Consider the following 22,750-nt stretch of genomic DNA (forward strand, 5'->3'; position numbering starts at 1 on the left):
CATTCCCGACATATCCACGAACCGGCGGGGTCAGTAACCGCGGGTGCGGCGGGCGGCCGGGCGGGCGCCGCGGCCCGAGCCGCCCACGCCCACGCGCTGGAACGCGCGGATGAACTCGCCGCCCAGGTTGACGCCCGCGCCCAGGGCCAGGGCGACCGAGATACCGCCGATCAAGGTGAGCACGCCCTGCGACGGTTCGCCGCCGTTCAGCTGGATCATGCCGCGGTACAACGCCGTACCAGGCAGCAGCGGTGCCACCGCCGGCACGATGTACGGCAGCGCCGGCAGGTGCCGCCGCCGGGCGAGGACGTGGCCCAGCACACCCGCGATCACCGCGCCGATGGCCGCCGCCAGCAGCGGGGCGGCCCCCAGGCCCCGGCCGAGCACGTACACCGTCCAGATCAGCGCCCCGCTCAGCGCCGCCGCCGGCAGCGTGCGGCGCGGGACGGCCAGGGAGACCGCGAAGGCCACCGACACGCCCGCCGCCGCCAGCACCGCCACCGGCCGCAGCGTCACCGGCGCCGCCGGCAGGTCCCGTACGTCGATCGGGACGCCGAGGTGCACCGCGGCGTACACCGTCACGCCGAGCCCGGAGACGATCGCCGCCACGATGAAGAACACCTCCAGCAGCCGGGCTCCGGCGCTGACCAGGTCGCCGGTGATGCCGTCCTGGATGCTCGCGACCAGCGGCCGCCCCGGCAGCATCGCCACGATGGCACCGGTGACGATCGTCGACGCGTTGCCCGGCGAACCCGCCGCGATCACCAGCACGGCGCTCGTCGCCCCGATCGCCGCCGCCACGGTGAGCTGGAAGAACTCCGCGATGCCCCGGCGGCCCAGCAGCGCGGCGGTCCGGTCGGCCAGCACCGTCGCCACGAACGCCGTCCCCACGCCGAGCGGCCCGCCGCCCATCGACAGGCTCGACGACGCGGCGATCAGCCCCAGCGAGACGACGGCCAGCCACGCCGGATACGGCGACCCGTACGGCGGCTGGCTCCGCTTGATCCTCCGGAGCCGGTCGTGGGCCTCCTCGAGGTCCAGCAGGCCGATGGAGGCCTCCTGGATGAGCGTGTGCAGCTCCACGAGCCGCCAGTACGCCGGGTAGCGCCGCCGGATCGCCCGTGAGCCGGTCACCGGCGGTGCCCCCCGCCCCGGATGGACCGACGCGGAGATCACCGTGAACGTCACCGAGACCTCGCAGCGGGGGAGTTCGTACGCGACCGCCAGGCTGAGCATCGACTCGTTCACACGTTCGGTGACCTCGCCGCTCGCCAGCAGCAGCTCGCCGACGCGGAGGACCAGGTCCAGCGCCGCACCGGAGACGGTGTCGCCGGGTTCCTCCTCGGGCGGATCCGTGATCGTCTCACCCATCAGGGTCCGCCATGTGTCCCGCAGTCGCTCGCGACTCACACTCATGAAAGCGCCCGAAACCTCCCTGGTCGTGATCTTGCTGTGATCTCGCCAGGCAGATTACCCATCAAACCTTTCGGGCTATTTTTCCGCCCTCGGATACAAGGCCGCGCTGGTCAGACCGGGGAAGGCGGCCGAAGGTGAGCCACGCCACCGGATCGCGCGTACGGTCGCCTCCTGCATCGCCAGCGCGGCGTAGCGGCGGAGGTTCGCGTCGGCGACGCCCGCCAGCCCGGCGTACCCCGCGGTCACGCCGTCCTCCAGCCGGGCGGCGAGCTGGGCGGCCGTACGGGGCGAGGAGACCGGCGAGGGCAGGCGGTAGGCCGGCGCCGCCGCGACCGGGGTCGCGCCGCCCGCCTCGACGTAGGACCGCAGCCGGTCGCGCCGGGCGCGGTGGGAGTTCCACATCTGGGTGGCGTTCTGCCGTTGGACGCCGAGCAGGTGGGCGCCCAGCAGGCCGTACCCGAAGATCGCGACGTGCTCGGCGGCGAGGGCGCCCTGCAGCGCGGCGATCGTCTCTGGCGTCTGCGTCATGAGACCCCCTTCGTCGGCCTCATGATCAGAGTGCTGTGGTCGCCGATTCGCTCGCCTCGCTCGATCATGGGTCCTCCTTCGTCGGAGGGTGTGACCACCGGAGCTGTGTTTTTGATGCCCTCGCTTCGCTCGGTCATGGGTCCTCCTTCGTCGGAGGGTGTGACCACCGGAGCTGTGCTTTTGATGCCCTCGCTTCGCTCGGTCATGTGAGCTCCTGGGCGTGCCCGGCCTCGCAGGCGCCGATGGCGGCGAGGAGCTGGGACAGCCCCGGCGACACGCGGCGCACCTCGTCGGCACGCGCGGAGGCCGCCTTGCGCTCGGCGCTCCGGATGGCGCCGAGGGCGCCGGACTCGGTGCGCGGCGCGGTGGCGGACGGTCGCGGCTCGGGCGTCGCGGTGCTGGCGCTGCCGGGGACATAGTGGCGTTTGAGCACCGCGAGATGCTCGACATGGTGCTCGCGCAGCTTCTTGAGCCGCCCGCTCAGGCCCTGGTGGGCGGCGAGAACCGCGTCGTACAGGGCGATGAGCGCGGCCTCGCTCGCGATCACCCCGTCGAGCAGCGTCACCTCGGGACCCGGAGAGGGAGCCTCGCCCGGCCCGACGGTCGTGCATCCCGTGGTCGTCACGAGCGCCGCAACGGAGCCCCCGAGCACCGCACGCCGCGTCGGAGTCACGGACCGCAACGCCTCCAAGCGTGCCTCCGTCCATCGTCTTCCACTCAGGTGCGCAAGCATTCCACAAGGGCGCGCCCGTCGGCTGGCGATGCGGCACCCGGCGCCCGCAGCTGTGGATAGTCTTAGGTGCGGAGTGGACGCACCGGGCGGCCACTCACACATCGGCCGCGCGGCCGTACGCGCCTACACGAAGGAGGCCCCATGAGCGTCAATGCCGACTCCGGCCACGCTCAGCGGGGCCGGCGGGGGCCCGGACACCAGGCGCGGGCCTCGCTCATGCGCCTGCTCGAGCCGGTGGTCGCCGAGATCGGGTTCGATCTCGAGGACGTCATCGTGACGCCGGCCGGCAAACGGCGGCAGGTGCGCGTGATCGTCGACGGCGACGGCGGCGTCAGCCTCGACGACATCGCGGTCGTGAGCCAGCGTGTCTCCGCCGCGCTCGACGAGAGCGACGCGATGGGCTCGGGGCCGTACGTCCTCGAGGTGACCTCGCCGGGGGTCGACCGTCCCCTCACCCAGCCACGGCACTGGCGGCGCGCGAGCGGCCGCCTCGTACGCGCGACGCTGTCCGGCGGCGAGGAGGTCACCGGCCGCGTCTCGACGGCCGATGACGAGGCCGTCGTGCTCGACACCGACGGCCAGGAGCGACGGCTCGGCTACGACGAGCTCACCCGCGGGCTGGTCCAGGTGGAGTTCAACCGCCGGGATGACGCTGATCCCGACGGCGACGAGGACTAGGGGGAGGCCTCGTGGACATCGATATGACGGCTTTGCGCAGTCTCGAGAGTGAAAAGGACATCTCTCTCGAACTCGTGGTCAAGGCGATCGAGGAAGCACTGCTGATCGCGTACCACCGCACCGAGGGCGCCGCCCCGAAGGCCCGCGTCGAGCTCGACCGCAAGTCCGGCCACGTCACGGTGTGGGCCACCGAGACGCCCGCCGACGAGGCGGAGGGCGAGCCCGCCGAGCCGCGCGAGTACGACGACACGCCCACCAACTTCAGCCGGATCGCGGCGACCACCGCCAAGCAGGTGATCCTGCAGCACCTGCGCAACGCCGAGGACGAGATGACGTTCGGCGAGTACGCCGGGCGCGAGGGCGACATCGTCGCGGGCGTGATCCAGCAGGGCAAGGACCCGCGCAACGTCCTGGTCGACCTCGGCAAGCTCGAGGGTGTGATCCCGCCCGAGGAGCAGGTCCCGGGCGAGAACTACGACCACGGCGAGCGCATCCGCTCCTACGTCGTCCAGGTCAAGAAGGGGCACCGCGGGCCGCTCGTGAAGCTGTCCCGCACCCACCCCAACCTGGTCAAGAAGCTCTTCGCGCTCGAGGTGCCCGAGATCGCCGACGGCACGGTCGAGATCGCGGCGATCGCCCGCGAGGCCGGCCACCGCACGAAGATCGCGGTTCGCTCACGGAAGCCCGGCGTGAACGCCAAGGGCGCCTGCATCGGGCCGATGGGCGGCCGGGTGCGCAACGTGATGCACGAGCTCCACGGCGAGAAAATCGACATCGTCGACTGGTCGGACGAGCCCGCCGATTTCGTGGGGAATGCCCTGTCTCCGGCGCGGGTTAACCATGTCGAGGTGATCGACGCCGAGGCGCGCGTCGCGCGGGTCATCGTGCCTGATTATCAGCTGTCTCTGGCGATCGGCAAAGAGGGGCAGAACGCCCGTCTCGCCGCTCGTCTGACGGGGTGGCGGATCGACATCCGCCCGGACACCGAAAACGGATCTTCCTCCGAAGGGGAGCATGCGGCAGGTCCCGCCGACGCGCCGACGCGGTAGACTTATGGTTCGTGGTCGCGCGGTCCCACGGCGTACATGCGTGGGCTGTCGGATTTGCACGGCCAAGTCCGACCTGCTGCGCCTGGTCGTGGTCGAGGGCCCTGTTGGTTTCAACGTGGTCCCTGACCCGCGCGGGCGAATGCCGGGTAGGGGCGCCTCCCTGCACCCCGACCTGGCATGTCTTGAGCTGGCTGAGCGTCGTCGGGCGTTCCCCCGGGCATTTCGCCGGACGGGGCCGCTCGAGGTTGGCGTGCTCCGCCAATGGCTCGAGTCCCAGCAGGCCGGTTCGTAAGCGACGTCTAGTCGGAAGCAGGTCGAGATTGCTATGAGCGCTCGATGAGCACGCAGCGATGATTACCGCAAGGTAGCGACGGTCCGAGGACGTCCCCGGACCGAGTAGGGAGTGCAGTGGCAAAGGTCCGGGTATACGAGCTCGCCAAGGAATTCGGTGTGGAGAGCAAGGCCGTCATGGCCAAGCTCAACGAGATGGGCGAGTTCGTCCGGTCGGCGTCGTCAACGATCGAGGCGCCGGTCGTTCGCAGACTTAAGGAAGCATTCGGAGGACCGTCGGCCAAGTCGGGCGACGGTAAGAAGGCCCCGGCGCCGAAGCCGGGTCCGCGCAGGCCGGTGCCCAAGCCGGCCGCACCCAAGCCAGAGTTCAAGCCGGAGGCCAGGCCCGCGCCCCAACCGGAGATCAAGACGGACGCGCCCCCGGCGCCCCGCCGCGATCTGCCGCCGGTGCCCGAGGCGCCCAAGCCCGCCCCGCAGCCGGGCCCGCGTCAGCAGGCCCCGCGTCCGGCCGCGCCCCGGCCCGCACCCGGTCCGGCCGGTCCGGGTGGCCAGGCCGGTCCGGGTGGCCAGGCCGACGGACCCAAGCCGGGCCCGCGTCCCGGTCCCGCGGCGCGTCCCGGTCCGGGTCCCAAGCCGGGCCCGCGGCCCGGTGGCTCCGGTGGTCCCGGCGGCGGTCCGCGTCCGGCCGCGCCCGGTGGGCGTCCCGGTGGCCGTCCGCGTCCGGGTAACAACCCGTTCTCCTCGACCAACACCGGCATGGGCTCGGCCAAGCCGGGTCCGCGTCCCGGCCCTGGCCCGCGCGGCGACCGTCCGGCGCCGCCTCGCGGTGACCGGCCCAGCGCGCCTCGTGGCGACCGCGGTGCGGGCGCCCCGCCGCGCCCGGGTGGCCCGGGCCGTCCCGGCGCACCCGGCGCCGGCGGTCCCCGGCCGAACCCCGGCAGCATGCCGCCTCGGCCCGGAGGCCCGCGTCCCAGCCCGATGAACATGCCGTCGCGTCCGCAGCGCGACGCCGGTGGCCCCGGCGGCGCCGGTGGCCGCGGGCGTCCCGGTGGTGGCGGCGGCGGTCGTCCCGGTGGCGGCGGTGGCCGTCCTGGTGGCGGCGGTCGTCCCGGTGGTGGCGGTGGCTTCGGCGGCCGTCCGGCCGGTGCCGGCGGCGGTGGCCGTCCCGGTGGCTTCGGCGGCCCGCGTCCGGGCGGCGGAGGCCGTGGCCGCGGCGGCACGCAGGGCGCGTTCGGCCGTCCTGGCGGACGTCCCACGCGTGGGCGCAAGTCCAAGAAGCAGCGGCGTCAAGAGTTCGACAACATGCAGGCGCCCTCGATCGGCGGTGTCCGCGTCCCGCGCGGCAACGGCCAGTCGATCCGCCTGCCGCAGGGCGCCTCGCTCACCGACTTCGCCGAGAAGATCGGCGCCAACCCGGCGTCGCTCGTCGAGGTGATGCTGCACCTCGGTGAGATGGTCACCGCGACGCAGTCGGTCAACGAGGAGACGCTGCAGCTGCTCGGCGCCGAGCTGGACTACGCCGTCCAGGTCGTCAGCCCCGAGGACGAGGACCGCGAGCTGCTCGAGTCCTTCGACATCGAGTTCGGCGAGGACGAGGGCGGCGACGAGCACCTCGTCTCCCGTCCGCCGGTCGTGACCGTCATGGGTCACGTCGACCACGGTAAGACGAAGCTGCTCGACGCGATCCGCAACGCCAACGTGGTGGCCGGCGAGGCCGGCGGCATCACCCAGCACATCGGCGCCTACCAGGTCGCGACCGAGGTCGACGGCCAGGAGCGCAAGATCACCTTCATCGACACCCCGGGTCACGAGGCGTTCACCGCCATGCGTGCGCGCGGTGCCGAGACGACCGACCTGGTCGTGCTGGTGGTCGCCGCCGACGACGGGGTGAAGCCGCAGACCACGGAGGCGATCGACCACGCCAACGCGGCCGGGGTGCCGATCGTCGTGGCGGTCAACAAGGTCGACAAGGAGGGCGCCGACCCCCAGCGGGTGCGTGCGCAGCTCACCGAGTACGGCCTGGTGGCCGAGGAGTTCGGTGGCCAGACGCAGTTCGTCGACATCTCGGCGAAGCAGCGCATGGGCATCGACGACCTGCTCGAAGCGGTGGTCCTGACCGCCGACGCCGAGCTGGACCTGCGGGCCAACCCCGAACAGGACGCCCAGGGCGTCGCGATCGAGGCACACCTGGACAAGGGCCGTGGTTCGGTGGCGACCGTGCTCGTGCAGCGCGGCACGCTCAAGGTCGGCGACTCGATCGTCTGTGGCGAGGCCTTCGGCCGCGTCCGTGCGATGCTCGACGAGAACTTCCAGCCCGTCGAGGAGGCTCCGCCGTCGCGTCCGGTCCAGGTCCTGGGTCTGTCGGCCACGCCCGGCGCCGGTGACAACTTCATCGTTGTCGACGACGACCGGATGGCACGCCAGATCGCCGACCGCCGGCAGGCGCGCAAGCGCAACGCCGAGCTGCTCCGCACTCGCGGGCGCCGCACCCTCGAGGAGCTGTTCAAGGACCTCGAGAAGGGCGAGCTCCAGGAGCTGCTGCTGGTCATCAAGGGCGACGTCTCCGGTTCGGTGGAGGCCCTCGAGGACGCACTGCTCAAGATCGACGTCGGCGACGAGGTCGGTCTCCGGGTGATCCGCCGCGGCGTCGGCGCGATCACGCAGGACGACGTGAACCTCGCGCTCACGTCGGAGGGCACCGTCATCATCGGCTTCAACGTCCGGCCCGAGCGCAACGCGCAGGAGCTGGCCGACCGCGAAGGCGTGGACATCCGCTACTACTCGGTCATCTACCAGGCGATCGAAGAGGTCGAAGCCGCGCTCAAGGGCATGCTCAAGCCCGAGTTCGAAGAGGTGCGGCTCGGCACGGCGGAGATCCGCGAGGTCTTCAAGGTGCCGCGCATCGGCAACGTCGCCGGTTCGATGGTCCAGTCCGGCACGATCAACCGCAACAGCAAGGCGCGGCTGGTCCGCGACGGCGTGGTCGTCTCCGACAACCTCACCGTCTCGTCGCTCCGCCGGTTCAAGGACGACGCGACCGAGGTCCGCGAGGGCTTCGAGTGCGGTATCGGCATCGGGTACGGCGACATCAAGATCGGCGACATCATCGAGACCTTCGAGATGCGGGAGAAGCCGCGCGTCTGAGCGCGGCTCGTCCGCCGGTCCCGGTACGACCCGAAGAGGTGGCGTGCGGCTTCGTCGCACGCCACCTCGTCGGTCGATGCCCGGTCCGATCACGGGGGTGACCGTTGTGTATGTGGGAGCATTGACCCTTGACCTGCTGCTCGGCGACGTACGTTCGCTGAAGCAGAAACGCGCCGTGGTCCGCCCGATCGTCGCCGAAGTACGCCGGCGGTTCCCGGCGGCCGCGGCCGCCGAGACGGGCCACCTCGACCTGCATCGCCGGGCGGAGATCGCGATCGCGGTCGTCTCCGCCGAGGCGGCCAACTGCGTCGAGGTGCTGGAGGCGTGTGAGCGGCTGGTCGCCGGACGCCCGGAGATCGAGCTGCTCTCGGCCCGGCAACGGCTCTTCAACGAAGAGTCATAGAGTGCATTCCATTACCGGTTGATGGAGGACCGTGACCGCACCCTGGTCACGGGACCGATGAAGGAGAAGCTGTGACGGACCCCGCGAGGGCTCGTAAGCTCGCAGATCGCATCCAGCAGATCGTCGCGGAGATGCTGGAGCGGCGGATCAAGGATCCGCGGCTCGGTTTCGTCACCGTGACGGACACCCGGCTGACCAACGACCTGCGGGACGCGACGGTCTTCTACACCGTGTACGGCAGCGACGCCGAGCGCGCGGACAGCGCGGCGGCGCTCGACAGCGCCAAGGGCGTGATCCGTACGGAGGTGGGCAAGCGCACCGGCGTGCGGCACACCCCGAGCCTGACGTTCGTGCCCGACGCGCTGCCCGAGAACGCCCGGCAGATCAACGATCTGCTCGCCAAGGCGCGCGCCGCGGACGAGCAGGTGGCCAAGGTCGCCGAGGGTGCCCTTCCCGCCGGGGACGCCAACCCTTACCGCGAGGCGCGATCCGATGCGGATGTTGACGAAACCGACGGCGACGATGCCGACAACGCGGGATACTCCGGGTCGTGAACTCCCCGCCGGGTAGCACCGTAGCCATCACCGCCGACGAGTGGGAACGGGCGGTCGCCTCGATCGAAGAGGCCGAGACGGTCTGCCTGGCGTGTCACGTCTCCCCGGACGGCGACGCCCTGGGGTCGATGCTGGCCTTCGCCCAGGCGCTGCGCGTCCTGGGCAAGCCGTTCACGGCCTCGTTCGGCGACGTGTTCGTCGTGCCGCGGATTCTGCGGTTCCTGCCCGGCCTGGACCTGCTCACCGACCCCGGTGACTACCCGGCCGAGCCGGACGTCATGGTCACCTTCGACGCGGCCAGCCGCGATCGGCTCGGCAGCCTCGCGGCCAACGCCCGCAAGGCGCGCGAGGTGATCGTCCTGGACCACCACGCGTCGAACACCCGGTTCGGCACGACGCATCTCGTCGACCCGGGCGCCGCGGCGACCGCGGCGGTCACCGAGCGCCTCATCGACCGACTCGGCGTGCCCCTCACCCATGACATGGCCCTCGGCTTGTACGTCGGGCTGGTCACCGACACCGGTTCCTTCAAGTACGCCGCGACCACCCCCGAGGTCCACGCGCTCGCCGGGAGGCTCCTCGCCACCGGCATCCGGCCCGAGCGGGTCGCCCGCGAGGTCTGGGACCGCGCCCCGTTCGGCTACCTGCCGGTGCTGTCCGCGGCGCTCGGCCGCGCCACGCTCGAACCGGAGGTGGCCGGCGGCCTCGGCATGGTCTGGACCACGGTGACGCGCGCCGACCGCGCCGCGCACGGCCTGCCGTACGACCTGCTCGAAGGCGTGATCGACGTCGTCCGGCGCACGGACGAGGCCGAGGTCGCCGTCGTCTTCAAGGAGGACGACGAAGGCGCCTGGCAGGTCTCCACCCGCTCCAAGGGGCGCGTCGACGTCGGGATGGCGTGCGTCGCACTCGGCGGCGGCGGACACCCGACGGCGGCCGGTTTCACCTTGCACGGCGAGGTCCGGCACGCGGTCGAACGCCTACGGGAGCTTCTCGCCCAGATCGAGGTCGTCAACCGCACATGAACGGACTTGTCATCGTCGACAAGCCGGCCGGCTGGACCTCCCACGACGTCGTGGGCAAGCTGCGCCGGCTGGCGGGCACTCGCAGAGTCGGCCACGCCGGCACGCTCGACCCCATGGCCACCGGTGTGCTCGTCGTCGGGGTGGACAAGGCGACCCGCCTGCTCGGCCACCTTGCGCTCACCGAGAAGTCCTACGACGCGGTGATCCGGCTGGGCCAGTCGACCAACACCGACGACGCGGAGGGCGAGGTCACCGCCACCGCGCCCGCCTCGGGAGTGACCGAGGAGGAGCTGCGCACGGCGGTCGCCGACCTCACCGGCCCGATCGAGCAGATCCCGCCCCAGGTCAGCGCCATCAAGGTGGACGGACGCCGGGCGTACAAGCGGGTCCGAGACGGCGAGGAGGTCGCGCTCAAGGCCCGCCAGGTCACGGTGTACGACTTCGCGCTCGGCGACCTGCGCTACGCCGGTGACGTGCTCGACGTCTCGGCCACCGTGACGTGCTCCAGCGGCACCTACATCCGCGCGCTGGCCCGCGACCTGGGCGCCGCCCTGGGCGTCGGCGGCCACCTGTGCTACCTGCGCCGCACCCGCGTGGGCCCGTACGACCTCTCCCAGGCCCGTACGATCGAGCAGCTCACCGAGGAGCTCACCGTCCTGCCGCTGGCCGAGGCGGTGTCCGCGGCCTTCCCGCGGCTCGACGTGTCCACCGACGACGCCCGCAAGATCGCGCACGGGGGGCGTCTGGGCGCGACCGGCCTGGGGCCGGGCCCGATCGGCGTCTTCGGCCCCGACGGCACGCTGCTCGCGCTGATGGAGGAGCACGGCCCGGTCGCCAAGCCGATCGCCGTCTTCGTCCCCTGACGGGCTGATCTGGCCGGTCTGGCCGCTCTCAGCGGTCGCGGTGGCGGGCGCGGTAGGCGGCGACGTTGGTCCGGTTCGCGCAGGCGTCGGAGCAGAACCTCCGGCGCCCGCCGCGCGAGTCGTCGGCGTAGACGCGGTCACATCCGGAGGCGGCGCAGACCCCGATCCGGTCGACGCCGTGGTCGCAGACCAGCTCCGACAGGTTCATCAGCGTGGTCGCGCGGAACCGGTGCGCCAGCTCCACCTGTGGCGGCGCGTAGTGCAGGTGCAGCCCCAGCTCGTCGTGGTCGGCCAGGTGGGGGTGCATCGGCACGTCCGCGAGCAGGCCGTTGAGCAGGTCCACCGCCCGGTCCAGCGTCTCCGCCTCGAAGACCGATCGCAGCATCCGGGCCCAGGGACGCAGCCGCGCCGCGGTGTCCGCGGTGAAGTCCGCCACGAAGAAGCCGTGGTCCGCCAGGACGCCGCGCAGCGCGTCGTCCGTGTCGGTTCCCTCGGCGCTCGTCACGGCGTTGACCAGAGCGGCCGCGGCGCCGATGCCCTGACTCTTGTAGCCGGTGACCCGCATCGCCCTATCTTGCCCGACGATCGAGCTGTAATGTTTATCATCGGATAGACCATTACAGCGATCGCATTGGCGGAATCCCGGTGACCGAGTGCCCTGTCTGTGCCTGGCCCGAGTCCGAGCCGTACGAGGTCATCTCCCGGCATGCCACCTCCGAGGGCCTCGTGACCTACAGTCGGTGCGCCTGCGGTGAGGTGCGCGTCAGCATCCTGCGGTACGGCGCCGCCGAGACGCTCCGGCCGGGGAGCTGACGAGGCACGGGACCGCCGGAACCGGCCCGATGTCACCCCCGGTGCCTCACCCATGGCACGCTAGGAGCACCGCGAGAGGGGTGGACAGTGCGACGTTGGCATGGCCTCGACGACGTGCCCGCAGACTGGGGCAGGTCGATCGTCACCATCGGCGTTTTCGACGGTGTGCACCGCGGGCATCAGCGGCTCGTCGACCGCACCGCGGAGCTCGCCCGCGAGCTCGACGCGCCCGCCGTGGTGATCACCTTCGACCCGCATCCCGACGAGGTCGTACGGCCGGGGACGTATCCGCCGCTGCTGTGCACGCCGAAGCGGCGCGCCGAGCTCCTCGGCGAGCTGGGAGCGGACGCGGTGATGGTGCTGCCCTTCACGCTCGAGCTGTCCCGCATGGGGCCGGACGAGTTCATCCAGTCGGTCCTGGTCGACCGGCTGCACGCCGTCCGCGTCGTGGTGGGGGAGGACTTCCGGTTCGGGCACAAGGCCAAGGGCGACGTCGCGCTGCTCCAGGAGCTGGGCGGCAAGTACGACTTCGAGGCCGAGGGCGTGCCGCTCGTCGCGGACGGCCGGCCGATCTCCTCGACCCTGGTCCGCGAACAGCTCGCCGAGGGCGACGTGGAGGGCGCCACGCGGCTGCTGGGGCGGCCCCACCGGGTCGAGGGTGTCGTCGTACGCGGGGCGCAGCGCGGCCGTGACCTCGGCTTTCCCACCGCCAACCTGGAGAGCCTGCCGCACACCGCCATCCCGCGCGACGGGGTCTACGCCGGATATCTCCACTGCCCCGGCTACGCCGAGCTGCAGGGCGACCGGTCCGCGGGACATCCGGACGCCCGCTGGCCGGCCGCGATCTCCATCGGCGTCAACCCGACGTTCGAGGGCGGCGAGCGCACCGTCGAGGCGTACGCCCTCGACCGCGACGATCTCGACCTGTACGGCGCGCACGTCGGCGTCGACTTCACCGCGCGGCTGCGCGACACCCTCAAGTTCGACTCGGTCGGGGCGCTGATCGACCAGATGCGCCGCGACGTCGACCAGGCGCGCGACCTGACCCGCGACTGAGGCGGTTCGCGGGAACACTCCGCCATGACTGGGTGTTCAATCGTTAACGGGGTGCCAGGTTTCCCGTGGTACCGTGATTTGCCGCTGGGAAGTGACCGGCAGTAGTCGGCTGCCCGCGCGGGGCGTGATCGCCCATCCACTCGGATGACTGTGGGTACGCATGGTTTCCGAGTGTTTCGACTTGATATCGGCGTACCCGCCAGAGAAGGAGAGCCGTGTCGCTCGACACCGCCGCCAAAAAGAAGATCATGGAAGAGTACGCCACGTCCGAAGGCGACACCGGTTCGCCCGAGGTCCAGGTGGCCGTTCTCACCAAGCGCATCAATGAGCTCACCGAGCACCTCAAGACCCACAAGCACGACCACCACTCCCGTCGTGGTCTGCTGCTGATGGTCGGCCGGCGTCGTCGCCTCCTGCAGTACCTGCAGAAGAAGGACATCAACCGCTACCGTCAGCTGATTGAGCGGCTCGGCCTGCGCCGATAGCGGTCAGAGGGAGCGGCCTCCGCCGCTCCCTCTCTTCGTATTCGTACAACTGAATGAGCCCGCGACCGCCGCCCCGCGTGCGTCGGGGGCCGGTCCTCGGTAGTGGCCATCGGAACCCGGGCGGGTCCGACGGCTTCGATCGAAGACCGGCACCTCTCCACAGAGCGTTGCACCACCGGGGAACCGGATGCGGGCCTCCACCGATTCCCAAGGAGGGTTCACATCGTGGAAGGTGTGAAGATCGCCGAAGCCGTTATCGACAACGGCGCTTTCGGCCAACGCACGGTCCGATTCGAAACCGGGCGGCTCGCCCGCCAGGCGGCCGGGTCCGCCGTCGTCTACCTCGACGACGACACCATGGTCCTGTCCGCCACCACCGCGTCAAAGAAGCCGAAGGACAACCTCGACTTCTTCCCGCTCACGGTCGACGTCGAGGAGCGGATGTACGCCGCCGGGCGCATCCCCGGCTCGTTCTTCCGCCGTGAGGGCCGGCCGAGCGAGGACGCCATCCTCACCTGCCGGCTGATCGACCGGCCGCTGCGCCCGTCGTTCAAGAAGGGCCTGCGCAACGAGATCCAGGTCGTCGAGACGATCCTGGCCCTCAACCCCGAGCACCTGTACGACGTCGTCGCCATCAACGCCGCGTCGATGTCCACGCAGCTCGCGGGTCTGCCGTTCTCCGGCCCGATCGGCGGCGTGCGCGTCGCCCTGATCGAGGGCCAGTGGGTCGGCTTCCCGACGCACACCGAGCTGGAGCGCGCGACCTTCGACATGGTCGTGGCCGGCCGGGTGCTCGAGGACGGCGACGTCGCGATCATGATGGTCGAGGCCGAGTCGACGCCGCGCACGCTGAACCTCGTCGCCGACGGCGCCGCCGCCCCGACCGAGGAGGCCGTGGCCGAGGGCCTCGATGCCGCCAAGCCGTTCATCAAGGTGCTCTGCCAGGCGCAGAGCCAGCTCGCCGCCCAGGCGGCCAAGGAGACGGCCGACTACCCGATCTTCCTGGACTACCAGGACGACGTGTTCGCCGCGGTCGAGGCCGCCGTACGCTCCGAGCTCGCCCAGGCGCTGACCATCGCCGGCAAGCAGGAGCGCGAGAGCGAGCTCGACCGGGTCAAGGCGCTCGCCGCGGAGAAGGTCGGGCCCGACTTCGAAGAGCGCGAGAAGGAGATCGGCGCCGCGTTCCGCGCGCTGACCAAGAAGCTCGTGCGCGAGCGGGTCATCGCCGAGAAGATCCGCATCGACGGCCGCGGGGTCAAGGACATCCGTCAGCTCACCGCCGAGGTCGGCGTGGTGCCGCGGGTGCACGGTTCCGCGCTGTTCGAGCGCGGCGAGACCCAGATCCTGGGCGTGACGACGCTGAACATGCTCCGCATGGAGCAGATGATCGACACGCTCAACCCCGAGCGCACCAAGCGCTACATGCACAACTACAACTTCCCGCCGTACTCCACCGGTGAGACCGGCCGCGTCGGCTCGCCGAAGCGCCGCGAGATCGGCCACGGCGCGCTCGCCGAGCGGGCGCTGATCCCGGTGCTGCCGACGCGCGAGGAGTTCCCGTACGCCATCCGGCAGGTGTCGGAGGCCGTCGGCTCCAACGGCTCCACCTCGATGGGCTCGGTCTGCGCCAGCACGATGTCGCTGCTGTCCGCGGGTGTGCCGCTCAAGCAGATGGTGGCCGGCATCGCCATGGGCCTCATCAACGAGGGCGACGAGTACGTCACGCTGACCGACATCCTCGGCGCCGAAGACGCCTTCGGCGACATGGACTTCAAGGTCGCCGGCACCCGTGACCTGATCACGGCGCTCCAGCTCGACACCAAGCTCGACGGCATCCCGGCGAGCGTCCTGGCGGGCGCGCTCAAGCAGGCCAAGGGTGCCCGGCTGGCCATCCTCGACGTGATGCAGGAGGCCATCGAGGCTCCGGGCGAGATGAGCCCGAACGCTCCGCGCATCATCACGATCAAGGTCCCGGTCGACAAGATTGGCGAGGTCATCGGCCCCAAGGGCAAGATGATCAACTCCATCCAGGACGACACGGGCGCCGAGATCACCATCGAGGACGACGGCACGATCTACGTCGGCGCCACCGACGGCCCGTCCGCGGAGGCCGCGCGGCAGGCGATCAACTCGATCGCCAACCCGCACATGCCGGAGGTCGGCGAGCGCTACCTCGGCACGGTCGTCAAGACCACGACGTTCGGCGCGTTCGTGTCGCTGCTGCCCGGCAAGGACGGGCTGCTGCACATCTCTCAGATCCGCAAGCTGCACGGCGGCGCCCGGATCGAGAACATCGACGACGTCATCAAGGTCGGCGAGAAGGTCCAGGTCGAGGTCACCGAGATCGACTCCCGCGGCAAGCTGTCGCTGGTGCCGGTCGAGGTGGTCGAGCGTGAGGCGGAGGCCGCCGCCGAGGGCGGCTCGGACGCCGCGGAGACCGCGCCCTCGGACGACGGCCAGTCGGGCGAGCGGCGCGAGAGCCGCAGCGACGGCGAGCGTCCGCGCCGCCGCCGCACCCGCAGCGGCGGCGGCAACCGCGGTGGCGACTCCGACCGCAACTCATGACGATCACCGCACGCGAGCAGGAGCCCGGCTCGACCCACACCGTCCACCCCGGCACCGATGGTGCCGGGGTGGTGCGGCGCACCGTCCTGCCGGGCGGTCTGCGCATCGTCACCGAGACGATGCCGACCGTGCGCTCGGTCGCCTTCGGCATCTGGGCGGGCGTCGGGTCACGCGACGAGACGCCCGAGGAGGCCGGCGCTTCGCACTTCCTGGAGCACCTGCTGTTCAAGGGCACGCCGAAGCGCAGCGCGCTGGAGATGTCGTCGCTGATGGACGCGGTGGGCGGTGAGATGAACGCCTTCACCGCCAAGGAGTACACCTGCTACTACGCGCGGGTGCTCGACTCCGACCTGCCGCTCGCCATCGACGTCGTCTCCGACATGGTCACCTCGTCGCTGATCGAGGACCAGGACGTCGAGGCCGAACGCGGGGTGATCCTCGAAGAGATCGCCATGCACGACGACGACCCGACCGACGCGGTGCACGATGAGTTCGCCGCGGCGTTGTTCGGCGACGTGCCGCTCGGCCGTCCGATCCTCGGCACGGTCGAGTCGATCAGCGGCCTGCCGCAGGAACGCATCTCCGCGTACTACAAGGGGCGCTACGTCGCGCCGAACCTCGTCGTCGCCGCGGCCGGCAACCTCGACCACGACGAGGTCGTCCGCCTGGTGTCGGAGGCGTTCGCGGCCAACCTCGGCGACGCCGGCCGGATGCCGAGCCCGCCGCGCACCGAAGGCCCGGGCGCCGCGTCCAACCCCGGAGTCCACTCGATCGACCGGCCGACCGAGCAGGCCAACCTGATCCTCGGCACGGTCGGCATCACCCGCACGGACGAGCGCCGCTTCGCCCTGGGCGTGCTCAACGCGGCCCTGGGCGGCGGGATGTCGTCGCGTCTGTTCCAGGAGATCCGGGAGAAGCGCGGGCTGGCGTACTCCGTGTACAGCTACAACTCCCAGTACGCGGACACGGGCACGTTCGGCGTGTACGCGGGCTGCCTCCCGGCCAAGGTGGACGAGGTCCTGTCCATCTGCCGCGACGAGGTCGCCAAGGTGGCCGCCGAGGGCATCACCGAGGATGAGCTGGAGCGCGGCAAGGGACAGCTGCGCGGCTCCTTCGTCCTCGGCCTGGAGGACACCGGGTCGCGGATGAGCCGCATCGGCAAGAGCGAGCTCGTGTACGACAGCCTGCTGTCGGTCGACGACATCTTGGGCCGGATCGAGGCGGTGACGCTCGATGACGTCCGTGCGATCGGCGCGGAGGTCCTCGGCCGTCCGATGACGTTGACCGTCATCGGTCCGTTCGGAGGCCGCGACTTCACGCTGTGAGCCGTCTCGCTTCGCGGTGCATGCCGCGGGCGGGGTTTTTCAACGGGATGGCACCTCCGTCGGCGGAGGTGCCATCGCCGTTTCCGGGGTCGGCGGGGACGCCGCCGCGGGCGATAGGCTCGGCGCTGCGTGAGGACGAGCGAGAGGGAACAGATGATCAAGGTCGGGGTGCTGGGTGCGCGCGGGCGCGTGGGCGCCGAGCTGTGCCGGGCGGTTGAGGCGGCGGAGGATCTGGAACTCGTGGCCGCGGTGGACGTCGGCGACGGGCGGGATCCGCTCGCGGCCGCGGAGGTCGCCATCGACTTCACGCATCCCGACGCGGTCATGGACAACCTCCACTGGTGCATCGAACACGGCGTGCACACGGTCGTGGGGACGACCGGGTTCGACGAGGGCAGGTTCGAGACCGTCCGTGGCTGGCTCGCCTCCCACCCGGGTGTCAACTCGCTGATCGCCCCGAACTTCGCCGTCGGCGCGGTGCTCATGATGCACTTCGCCCAGAAGGCCGCCCCGTTCTTCGACTCGGTGGAGATCGTCGAGCTGCACCATCCGAACAAGGCCGACGCGCCCAGCGGCACCGCCCGCCGTACCGCCGAACTCGCCAACGCCGCGCGTGAGAAGGCCGGCGTCGGCCGTTCGCCGGACGCGACCACGACCGCCCTCGACGGGGCCCGCGGCGCCGACGTGGGCGGCGTCCGCGTGCACGCCGTACGCCTCGCCGGCCTGATCGCCCACCAGGAGGTGCTGCTCGGCGGCCACGGCGAGACCCTGACGATCCGCCACGACTCGCTGAGCCGCGAGTCGTTCAGCCCGGGAGTGCTCCTGGGTGTCCGCCGCGTCGCCGAACTTCCGGGCCTCACCGTCGGCCTGGAATCCCTGCTCGGCCTCGGCTGACCCGAGCCTGCCCGCGCAAGCTCGCCAGAGCCGAGCCTGCCCGCTCCCGCCGATCCTCGTGCCGGTGGGCTCAGCCCAGGGGCGCCCGCCGGCCTGTGCTGCTCCGGTTCGAGACCGAAGCAGCACGGGCGCACACTGCTCGCCTCGCTGCCCCGCCCGCGCGGCCCGCTGGCGTGCGGCGCGATGCACCACGCCGGCGGCTGGCCGTACGCCGGGTCGGGCGGCGCGACTCACGAGCCGACCGGGTCGTCGCGACGCACACGCGACCCACGGCAGCGCTGCGGCCGTCGGCTAGCGCTCGTCGAGTTTGGTGACGACGACCTTCAGCGTGGTGGCCAGGTCCTTCAGGACGTCGCCGTGGTCTCGCAGCGTGGACTTGATCTCGGTGAGGTCCTTGCTGTGCTCCCTGAGCGTCCGGCTGTGCTCTTTGAGTGTCCGGCTCTGCTCGGTGAGCATCGTGTCGTGCCGTTTGAGGGTGGTGCCGTGCTCCTTCAGGGTCTCCCGGATCTCGTGCGTGTCCACGGCGAGATCGACGACGTCCCGCCGGAGTGACGCGGTCTCCTGGCGGAGGAGGATCACGTCGGCCTGGAGCCTTCTGGCCGTGGAGTCCGGAAGCGGAAGCGACGTGACGATGTCCTTGACGGTGTCCTCCACGGTCGAGACACGCTCCTCGAGTGAGGGTGACGCGAGCATAGTTCGACTCCCGGTATCGGTCGGGGTTTAGGTACCCTCAAACGATACGGAGAGCGATTGAGTGATCGCAATCGGTATTCGAGAATCAGTGGCCGAGGCGGGCGGCCAGGTCCGCCACCAGGGCGTGCACCGAGTCGTCGGAGCCGTACTGCAGGTAACGCCGCACCCGCCCGAGCGTGTCGACCCGCGACCCCAGGCCGAGACCGGCCCGCATGTGCAGCGGACCGGACCGGCCGGGCGGCCCGAGCCACCACATCGCCTCGCGGGTGTGGTGGCGGAGCACTTCGCCCGCGTACGCTCCGGCCAGGACGATCAGGTCGCCGTCGGAGAAGTCCGGGTCCACGTCGCCGGGGAGCAGCCCGTGCAGGCGCCGGCGTTCCTCCAGGGCGTCGTCGAGCAGCACGAGAGAGTCGAGCGACCCGTCGAGTCCGTGCTCGGCGGCGAAGCTCGCGGCGTTCGCGGCCTGCAGGGAGTCGAGGTCCGGCGAACCGTCGTGCAGGTTCGGAAAACGCGCCGGACGCCCCGCCGCCGGACGCGGCCCGGACGGCCCGACGGTCATCGCCGCGATGTCGCGTTCGCGCAGGAACCGCAGCACACTCGACGGCGGCTCTCCACCGCTGTGCAACAGGATCGTCCACCGATGCCCCTGCCCGTCGAGCCCCTCCGCGTACGCGCGGACGTGGGCCAGCTTGATCAGGAGCTGTACGTGGTCGAGCGCCTCGCGCTCGGGCGTCCAGTCCTCCGACAGGATCCAAAGGCCCTGGTCGCCGTCGGGCTCTCCCGTCACGAGGTCGACGTTTTCAAGGTCGGCGAGGCCCAAAGGGTGCACTCCGTAAGGGGGGAAGTGTCGCTGCGGTGAGCATTGTCCCGCTCCGGAGGACTTCCACGCACTGCGACCCGCCGTCACGCCACGAACACGTCCCGACCACCCACATGAGCCGCCACCGGGAGCAGGGGCGGCGTGCGGTGGCCAGGCTGAGGGCGGCATCGGAGGCATCCGGCGGCCAGTTCGAGTGCGGGCGCTCGCAAGGCCGATCGACTGCCCTGTTCCTCCGCCGCCGAGCCGGTCTCGGCCACTCGGTGGGGACTGCGGCAGGGGGGGCGGGATACCCGTGGCGAAGACGTCTCGGTACCCACAGGGGCCGCCGCCAAAGTGGAGGCGTCCGATGGTGCGCACACATCTCGGCCGCACGTAGGGGACCGCCGCCGGGGCAGGGGTGGCGTGAGGTGGGTGGGATGAGGGCGACCGGCTGCCGGGTCGAGGGCGGACGCGAGTGGTGGGTGGTCGGCCGTCCCGCTGCTCCGCCGCCGACACCCCTGACGCGCGTTTCGCGGGCCGTGGCCGTATCGACTCACCCTCGCCGCGCCGGCCGCTGACCGAGGCGGGCGCACCGGCTCGCCCGGGCCCACGAGGCCGACCGGCAAGACGCCGCCGGCCCGTGGCGGGGGCCACCGCTTCAGCGGACAAACCCCGACATTTATACTTCTCTAACAGAACTATCTACGACGCCGAGCGTGGAGACCTGGATTGATGACGCGGTTGCTCGTTGAACCGGCACGCCCGCGAGCGGTGCGGGAACACCCCTACGCCCCCTGGTTCGCGGTCGGGTCCGTCTGCGTCGGCGCGTTCATGGGGCAGTTGGACGCCAGCATCGTCACGCTCGCCTTCCCGGCGCTCCAGCGTGACTTCAGCGCCTCGCTGGCCGCCGCGCAGTGGGTCTCGCTCGCCTACCTGCTCGCGCTCGTCGGGCTGCTCGCAGGGGCCGGCCGGCTCGCGGACGCGGTCGGGCGCAAGCTCGTCTACCTCTACGGCTTCCTCGTCTTCACCGTGGCGTCCGCGGCGTGCGGTCTCGCGCCGACGCTCGGGGCGCTCATCGGCTTCCGCGTCCTGCAGGCGGCGGGTGCGGCCATGCTCCAGGCCAACAGCGTCGCGCTCGTCGTCACGAGTGTGCCCCGCGCCCGGATGCGCGCCGCGCTCGGCATGCAGGCCGCCGCGCAGGCCCTCGGGCTCGCGCTCGGGCCGACCGTCGGGGGGCTGCTGGTCGGCTCGGCCGGCTGGCGATGGGTCTTCTGGGTGAACGTTCCGGTCGGATGCGCCGCTCTGGTCGTCGGCCGGTACCTGCTGCCCCGTACGCGCGAGCGGGCCGACGCCGCGCGGTTCGACTGGCCGGGGCTGCTCCTCATCGCCGCCGCGAGCACCGCGGCGCTGCTGGCCATCTCCGGTGCCTCCGGCCTCGGCCTGTCCGGGGCGGCGATCGCGGCCCTCGCGGTCGTGGCGGGGGCGGCGACGGCGGCCTTCGGCGTACGGGAGCGGCGCGCGGCGAGCCCGCTGGTCGACATCGCCCTGTTGCGCACTCCCGCGATCTCGGCCGGGCTGGCTGGGGCGATGTGCGGCTACCTCGTACTGTTCGGGCCGCTGGCGCTGGTGCCGCAGATCCTCGCGGGCCGGGGCGCGACGTACGCGGGGCTCGTGCTCACCACGCTGCCGGCCGGGTTCGCCCTCGCCGCGCTCGCCGCCGACCGCCTCCTGCCGCGACGTCTCGGCAACCGGAGCCGGTGCGTGCTCGGCGGCTCCCTTTCGACGGTGGCGGCGGCCCTGCTCTGCCTGGGCGTCTCCGGCTGGAGCCTGTTCCTGCTCGGCCTCGGGCTGGGCCTGTTCATCCCCGCGAACAACACCGCGGTGATGGCAGCCGTCCCGCGCCGGCTCTCGGCGACCGCCGGGGGCATGGTGAACATGACCCGCGGCATCGGTACCGCGCTGGGCATCGCCGTCGTGACCCTCTTCCTGCACAGCACGGGGGAGGGGGCGCGACCGGCCTTCGCCGCGATGGCCGCCGTCGCCGCCGTCGCGACCGCCACCGGCCTCGTCGCCCGTACTCCGGGAGAACCCCGGACATGAATACTAATCCTGCCGTTTAGGGGGACAATGGGCGCATGGCCCACGACCTCCGGGCGGGTCGGACGTCGGAGGACACCGGCGTCCTCCTCGCCGACACCGTCGCGCGACTCCGTCGCGCCATGCGCCGCGCCGCCCGCGCCGCCGACCCGGCCAATCCGCTCTCGGTCGCCCAGCTCGAAGTGCTGGCGTGCGTGGCCGACGAGCCCGGCATCCGCCCCGGCCGGATCGCGCGCCGGCTCATGCTCGCCGCCAACTCCGTCACCACGCTGGTCAACGCGCTGCACTCCCGCGGGCTCGTCGTACGGACGAACGCGGCGGACGACGCCCGCGCCATCGCGCTGAGCCCGACGCCCGCCGGACGGCAGGCCGTGGAGAACTGGAAGGCGACCAACACCGCGATCCTCCAGGCGGCCCTCGGCGCTCTGGACGACCACCACCAGAACGTCCTGGCCGAGGCCCTCCCCGGCCTGCGGATCCTGGCCGAGACGGTGGACACCCTCGCCGACGAACCCGGCGCCGCCCGCTCCTGAACCGGGCCTCAGCCGGTCAGGAAGCCGTACTTGCGCAGGATCGTCCTCGCCGCGGACGAGGTCAGCCAGGTCACGAACGCCTTGGCGGCGTCGCCGTGGTCGCTGCGCCGGACGGCGGCCGCGAAATAGGTGGCCGTGACGTTCTGAAGCGCCGGGATGGCCACGCTGCTCGCCGACACGCCCGCCGACCGCATGTCCGTCACGTACACGATGCCGGCGTCGGCGGCCCCGGTGCGGACCCGCGTCAGCACGGTCCGCGCGTCGGCCTCCTCCGACGACGGCCGTACCTGGACGCCCGCCTTCGCCAGGACCTGCGCGGCGTAGCGGCCCACGGGGACGATCGGGCCGCCCAGCACCACCCGCAGCCTGGGGTCGGCGAGGTCGGACAACTGGCGTATGTGCCGCGGATTGCCCGGCGCCACCGCGATCGTCATCGCCCCGTACGCGAAGGGGCGGCGGTCGGTGGTCTTGCCGTCGGCGATGTCCATCGAGGCGCTGTCGGCGGTGGCCAGCACGTCCGCGTGCTCGCCGTCGTCGATGTCCCCGGCGGCCTCCTGCGAGCCGCTGAACTCGAACTGCACGCGTGTCACGTGCCGGTTCGCCTGCTGGTAGGCGGTGCCGAGCTCGCCGAACGCGTCGGTGAGCGACGACGCGGCCAGCACCTTCAGGGTGAACCGCGTGTCTCCGGACGCGATGCCGCATCCGCCCAGAGCCAGGGTCACCGCGACAACGGAGGCGAGGCGCGTGAAATACGGCATGGCCGCGATCTTAGGGCGTTGTGGGACAAGAGCCGTCGCCGCGGGGCG

23 protein-coding genes are annotated in these 22,750 nt (G+C 71.5%); 16 read left to right on the top strand and 7 right to left on the bottom strand.

Features of this window, described 5'->3' with window-relative positions:
- Nucleotides 1-30: 30 nt before the first annotated feature.
- The 3 genes from ACQEV1_RS16700 to ACQEV1_RS16710 form a co-directional block, all read right to left on the bottom strand.
- Nucleotides 31-1,371 carry a threonine/serine ThrE exporter family protein gene (locus ACQEV1_RS16700; protein WP_285580842.1) on the bottom strand — a complete coding sequence of 447 codons (1,341 nt, stop codon included), beginning with the start codon at nucleotides 1,369-1,371 and terminating at the stop codon, nucleotides 31-33.
- A gap of 120 nt (nucleotides 1,372-1,491) precedes the next feature.
- Nucleotides 1,492-1,944 carry a ferritin-like domain-containing protein gene (locus ACQEV1_RS16705; protein ID WP_285580839.1) on the bottom strand — a complete coding sequence of 151 codons (453 nt, stop codon included), beginning with the start codon at nucleotides 1,942-1,944 and terminating at the stop codon, nucleotides 1,492-1,494.
- A gap of 202 nt (nucleotides 1,945-2,146) precedes the next feature.
- Complete coding sequence (locus tag ACQEV1_RS16710; RefSeq protein ID WP_285617560.1) at nucleotides 2,147-2,569, bottom strand: hypothetical protein; 423 nt, start codon at nucleotides 2,567-2,569, stop codon at nucleotides 2,147-2,149.
- Between the two features lie 249 nt (nucleotides 2,570-2,818).
- On the opposite strand from ACQEV1_RS16710, the gene rimP reads away from it, so the two are divergent.
- The 8 genes from rimP to truB all read left to right on the top strand — a co-directional run bounded on the left by rimP (nucleotide 2,819) and on the right by truB (nucleotide 10,684).
- Nucleotides 2,819-3,355 (top strand): ribosome maturation factor RimP, encoded by a 537-nt coding sequence (gene rimP, locus ACQEV1_RS16715; protein WP_285580836.1) that lies wholly within the window; start codon nucleotides 2,819-2,821, stop codon nucleotides 3,353-3,355.
- A gap of 23 nt (nucleotides 3,356-3,378) precedes the next feature.
- Nucleotides 3,379-4,404, top strand: a complete 1,026-nt coding sequence (nusA, locus tag ACQEV1_RS16720; RefSeq protein WP_285618875.1) for a transcription termination factor NusA — start codon at nucleotides 3,379-3,381, stop codon at nucleotides 4,402-4,404.
- Between the two features lie 4 nt (nucleotides 4,405-4,408).
- Nucleotides 4,409-4,696 carry a YlxR family protein gene (locus tag ACQEV1_RS16725; protein ID WP_285617559.1) on the top strand — a complete coding sequence of 96 codons (288 nt, stop codon included), beginning with the start codon at nucleotides 4,409-4,411 and terminating at the stop codon, nucleotides 4,694-4,696.
- Nucleotides 4,697-4,812: 116 nt separating this feature from the next.
- Complete coding sequence (gene infB / locus ACQEV1_RS16730) at nucleotides 4,813-7,839, top strand: translation initiation factor IF-2 (RefSeq protein ID WP_433394644.1); 3,027 nt, start codon at nucleotides 4,813-4,815, stop codon at nucleotides 7,837-7,839.
- 76 nt (nucleotides 7,840-7,915) lie between these two features.
- The gene (locus ACQEV1_RS16735; RefSeq protein ID WP_433394645.1) at nucleotides 7,916-8,242 is read left to right on the top strand and encodes a DUF503 domain-containing protein; all 327 of its coding nucleotides are present in this window, start codon (nucleotides 7,916-7,918) and stop codon (nucleotides 8,240-8,242) included.
- 71 nt (nucleotides 8,243-8,313) lie between these two features.
- On the top strand, nucleotides 8,314-8,796 hold the full coding sequence (gene rbfA, locus ACQEV1_RS16740; protein WP_285580832.1) for a 30S ribosome-binding factor RbfA: 483 nt from the start codon (nucleotides 8,314-8,316) through the stop codon (nucleotides 8,794-8,796).
- Nucleotides 8,793-9,821 (top strand): DHH family phosphoesterase, encoded by a 1,029-nt coding sequence (locus ACQEV1_RS16745; protein WP_285617557.1) that lies wholly within the window; start codon nucleotides 8,793-8,795, stop codon nucleotides 9,819-9,821. The genes rbfA and ACQEV1_RS16745 overlap by 4 nt, the downstream gene beginning before the upstream one ends.
- The gene (gene truB / locus ACQEV1_RS16750; protein WP_285617556.1) at nucleotides 9,818-10,684 is read left to right on the top strand and encodes a tRNA pseudouridine(55) synthase TruB; all 867 of its coding nucleotides are present in this window, start codon (nucleotides 9,818-9,820) and stop codon (nucleotides 10,682-10,684) included. The genes ACQEV1_RS16745 and truB overlap by 4 nt, the downstream gene beginning before the upstream one ends.
- Nucleotides 10,685-10,712: 28 nt before the next feature.
- On the opposite strand, the gene ACQEV1_RS16755 is transcribed toward truB, so the two are convergent.
- The gene (locus ACQEV1_RS16755) at nucleotides 10,713-11,249 is read right to left on the bottom strand and encodes a CGNR zinc finger domain-containing protein (protein ID WP_285580827.1); all 537 of its coding nucleotides are present in this window, start codon (nucleotides 11,247-11,249) and stop codon (nucleotides 10,713-10,715) included.
- Between the two features lie 80 nt (nucleotides 11,250-11,329).
- On the opposite strand from ACQEV1_RS16755, the gene ACQEV1_RS16760 reads away from it, so the two are divergent.
- From ACQEV1_RS16760 to dapB, 6 genes are all read left to right on the top strand, one after another.
- Nucleotides 11,330-11,497, top strand: coding sequence for a hypothetical protein (locus ACQEV1_RS16760; protein ID WP_285580824.1), 168 nt, complete (start codon nucleotides 11,330-11,332; stop codon nucleotides 11,495-11,497).
- A gap of 87 nt (nucleotides 11,498-11,584) precedes the next feature.
- Entirely contained in the window at nucleotides 11,585-12,553 is a 969-nt protein-coding gene (locus ACQEV1_RS16765) for a bifunctional riboflavin kinase/FAD synthetase (protein WP_285580822.1), read from the top strand.
- Nucleotides 12,554-12,768: 215 nt separating this feature from the next.
- Nucleotides 12,769-13,038 carry a 30S ribosomal protein S15 gene (rpsO, locus tag ACQEV1_RS16770; RefSeq protein ID WP_285580821.1) on the top strand — a complete coding sequence of 90 codons (270 nt, stop codon included), beginning with the start codon at nucleotides 12,769-12,771 and terminating at the stop codon, nucleotides 13,036-13,038.
- Between the two features lie 225 nt (nucleotides 13,039-13,263).
- Nucleotides 13,264-15,603, top strand: a complete 2,340-nt coding sequence (locus tag ACQEV1_RS16775) for a polyribonucleotide nucleotidyltransferase (RefSeq protein ID WP_433394646.1) — start codon at nucleotides 13,264-13,266, stop codon at nucleotides 15,601-15,603.
- Nucleotides 15,600-16,928: a M16 family metallopeptidase gene (locus ACQEV1_RS16780; protein ID WP_285617554.1), complete on the top strand. Its 1,329-nt coding sequence runs from the start codon at nucleotides 15,600-15,602 to the stop codon at nucleotides 16,926-16,928. Before ACQEV1_RS16775 ends, ACQEV1_RS16780 begins: the two co-directional genes overlap by 4 nt.
- A 153-nt stretch (nucleotides 16,929-17,081) precedes the next feature.
- Nucleotides 17,082-17,822 carry a 4-hydroxy-tetrahydrodipicolinate reductase gene (dapB, locus tag ACQEV1_RS16785; protein WP_285618872.1) on the top strand — a complete coding sequence of 247 codons (741 nt, stop codon included), beginning with the start codon at nucleotides 17,082-17,084 and terminating at the stop codon, nucleotides 17,820-17,822.
- A gap of 291 nt (nucleotides 17,823-18,113) precedes the next feature.
- Here dapB and ACQEV1_RS16790 read toward each other — a convergent pair whose 3' ends face one another.
- On the bottom strand, nucleotides 18,114-18,476 hold the full coding sequence (locus ACQEV1_RS16790; RefSeq protein ID WP_433394647.1) for a hypothetical protein: 363 nt from the start codon (nucleotides 18,474-18,476) through the stop codon (nucleotides 18,114-18,116).
- A 124-nt stretch (nucleotides 18,477-18,600) separates the two neighbouring features.
- Nucleotides 18,601-19,302, bottom strand: coding sequence for a hypothetical protein (locus tag ACQEV1_RS16795; RefSeq protein WP_285580814.1), 702 nt, complete (start codon nucleotides 19,300-19,302; stop codon nucleotides 18,601-18,603).
- Between the two features lie 744 nt (nucleotides 19,303-20,046).
- Here ACQEV1_RS16795 and ACQEV1_RS16800 point away from each other — a divergent pair.
- Both ACQEV1_RS16800 and ACQEV1_RS16805 read left to right on the top strand, forming a co-directional pair.
- The gene (locus ACQEV1_RS16800; protein ID WP_433394648.1) at nucleotides 20,047-21,414 is read left to right on the top strand and encodes an MFS transporter; all 1,368 of its coding nucleotides are present in this window, start codon (nucleotides 20,047-20,049) and stop codon (nucleotides 21,412-21,414) included.
- Nucleotides 21,415-21,449: 35 nt separating this feature from the next.
- Nucleotides 21,450-21,944 carry a MarR family winged helix-turn-helix transcriptional regulator gene (locus ACQEV1_RS16805; protein ID WP_285580811.1) on the top strand — a complete coding sequence of 165 codons (495 nt, stop codon included), beginning with the start codon at nucleotides 21,450-21,452 and terminating at the stop codon, nucleotides 21,942-21,944.
- Nucleotides 21,945-21,952: 8 nt separating this feature from the next.
- Here ACQEV1_RS16805 and modA read toward each other — a convergent pair whose 3' ends face one another.
- Nucleotides 21,953-22,702, bottom strand: a complete 750-nt coding sequence (gene modA, locus ACQEV1_RS16810; RefSeq protein WP_433394649.1) for a molybdate ABC transporter substrate-binding protein — start codon at nucleotides 22,700-22,702, stop codon at nucleotides 21,953-21,955.
- Nucleotides 22,703-22,750: the final 48 nt, after the last annotated feature.

The sequence above is a fragment of the Actinoallomurus sp. CA-142502 genome (assembly GCF_050936355.1).
In the GTDB taxonomy this organism is placed as follows: Bacteria; Actinomycetota; Actinomycetes; order Streptosporangiales; family Streptosporangiaceae; genus Actinoallomurus; species Actinoallomurus iriomotensis.

What these genes read in the sequence shown, in the direction of transcription:
- ACQEV1_RS16700 (WP_285580842.1), bottom strand. Translation starts at nt 1,371, where the DNA reads ATGGGTGAGACGATCACGGATCCGCCCGAGGAGGAACCCGGCGACACC.
- ACQEV1_RS16705 (WP_285580839.1), bottom strand. Translation starts at nt 1,944, where the DNA reads ATGACGCAGACGCCAGAGACGATCGCCGCGCTGCAGGGCGCCCTCGCC.
- rimP (WP_285580836.1), top strand. Translation starts at nt 2,819, where the DNA reads ATGAGCGTCAATGCCGACTCCGGCCACGCTCAGCGGGGCCGGCGGGGG.
- nusA (WP_285618875.1), top strand. Translation starts at nt 3,379, where the DNA reads ATGACGGCTTTGCGCAGTCTCGAGAGTGAAAAGGACATCTCTCTCGAA.
- ACQEV1_RS16725 (WP_285617559.1), top strand. Translation starts at nt 4,409, where the DNA reads ATGGTTCGTGGTCGCGCGGTCCCACGGCGTACATGCGTGGGCTGTCGG.
- ACQEV1_RS16735 (WP_433394645.1), top strand. Translation starts at nt 7,916, where the DNA reads ATGCCCGGTCCGATCACGGGGGTGACCGTTGTGTATGTGGGAGCATTG.
- truB (WP_285617556.1), top strand. Translation starts at nt 9,818, where the DNA reads ATGAACGGACTTGTCATCGTCGACAAGCCGGCCGGCTGGACCTCCCAC.
- ACQEV1_RS16755 (WP_285580827.1), bottom strand. Translation starts at nt 11,249, where the DNA reads ATGCGGGTCACCGGCTACAAGAGTCAGGGCATCGGCGCCGCGGCCGCT.
- ACQEV1_RS16780 (WP_285617554.1), top strand. Translation starts at nt 15,600, where the DNA reads ATGACGATCACCGCACGCGAGCAGGAGCCCGGCTCGACCCACACCGTC.
- dapB (WP_285618872.1), top strand. Translation starts at nt 17,082, where the DNA reads ATGATCAAGGTCGGGGTGCTGGGTGCGCGCGGGCGCGTGGGCGCCGAG.
- ACQEV1_RS16800 (WP_433394648.1), top strand. Translation starts at nt 20,047, where the DNA reads ATGACGCGGTTGCTCGTTGAACCGGCACGCCCGCGAGCGGTGCGGGAA.
- ACQEV1_RS16805 (WP_285580811.1), top strand. Translation starts at nt 21,450, where the DNA reads ATGGCCCACGACCTCCGGGCGGGTCGGACGTCGGAGGACACCGGCGTC.
- modA (WP_433394649.1), bottom strand. Translation starts at nt 22,702, where the DNA reads ATGCCGTATTTCACGCGCCTCGCCTCCGTTGTCGCGGTGACCCTGGCT.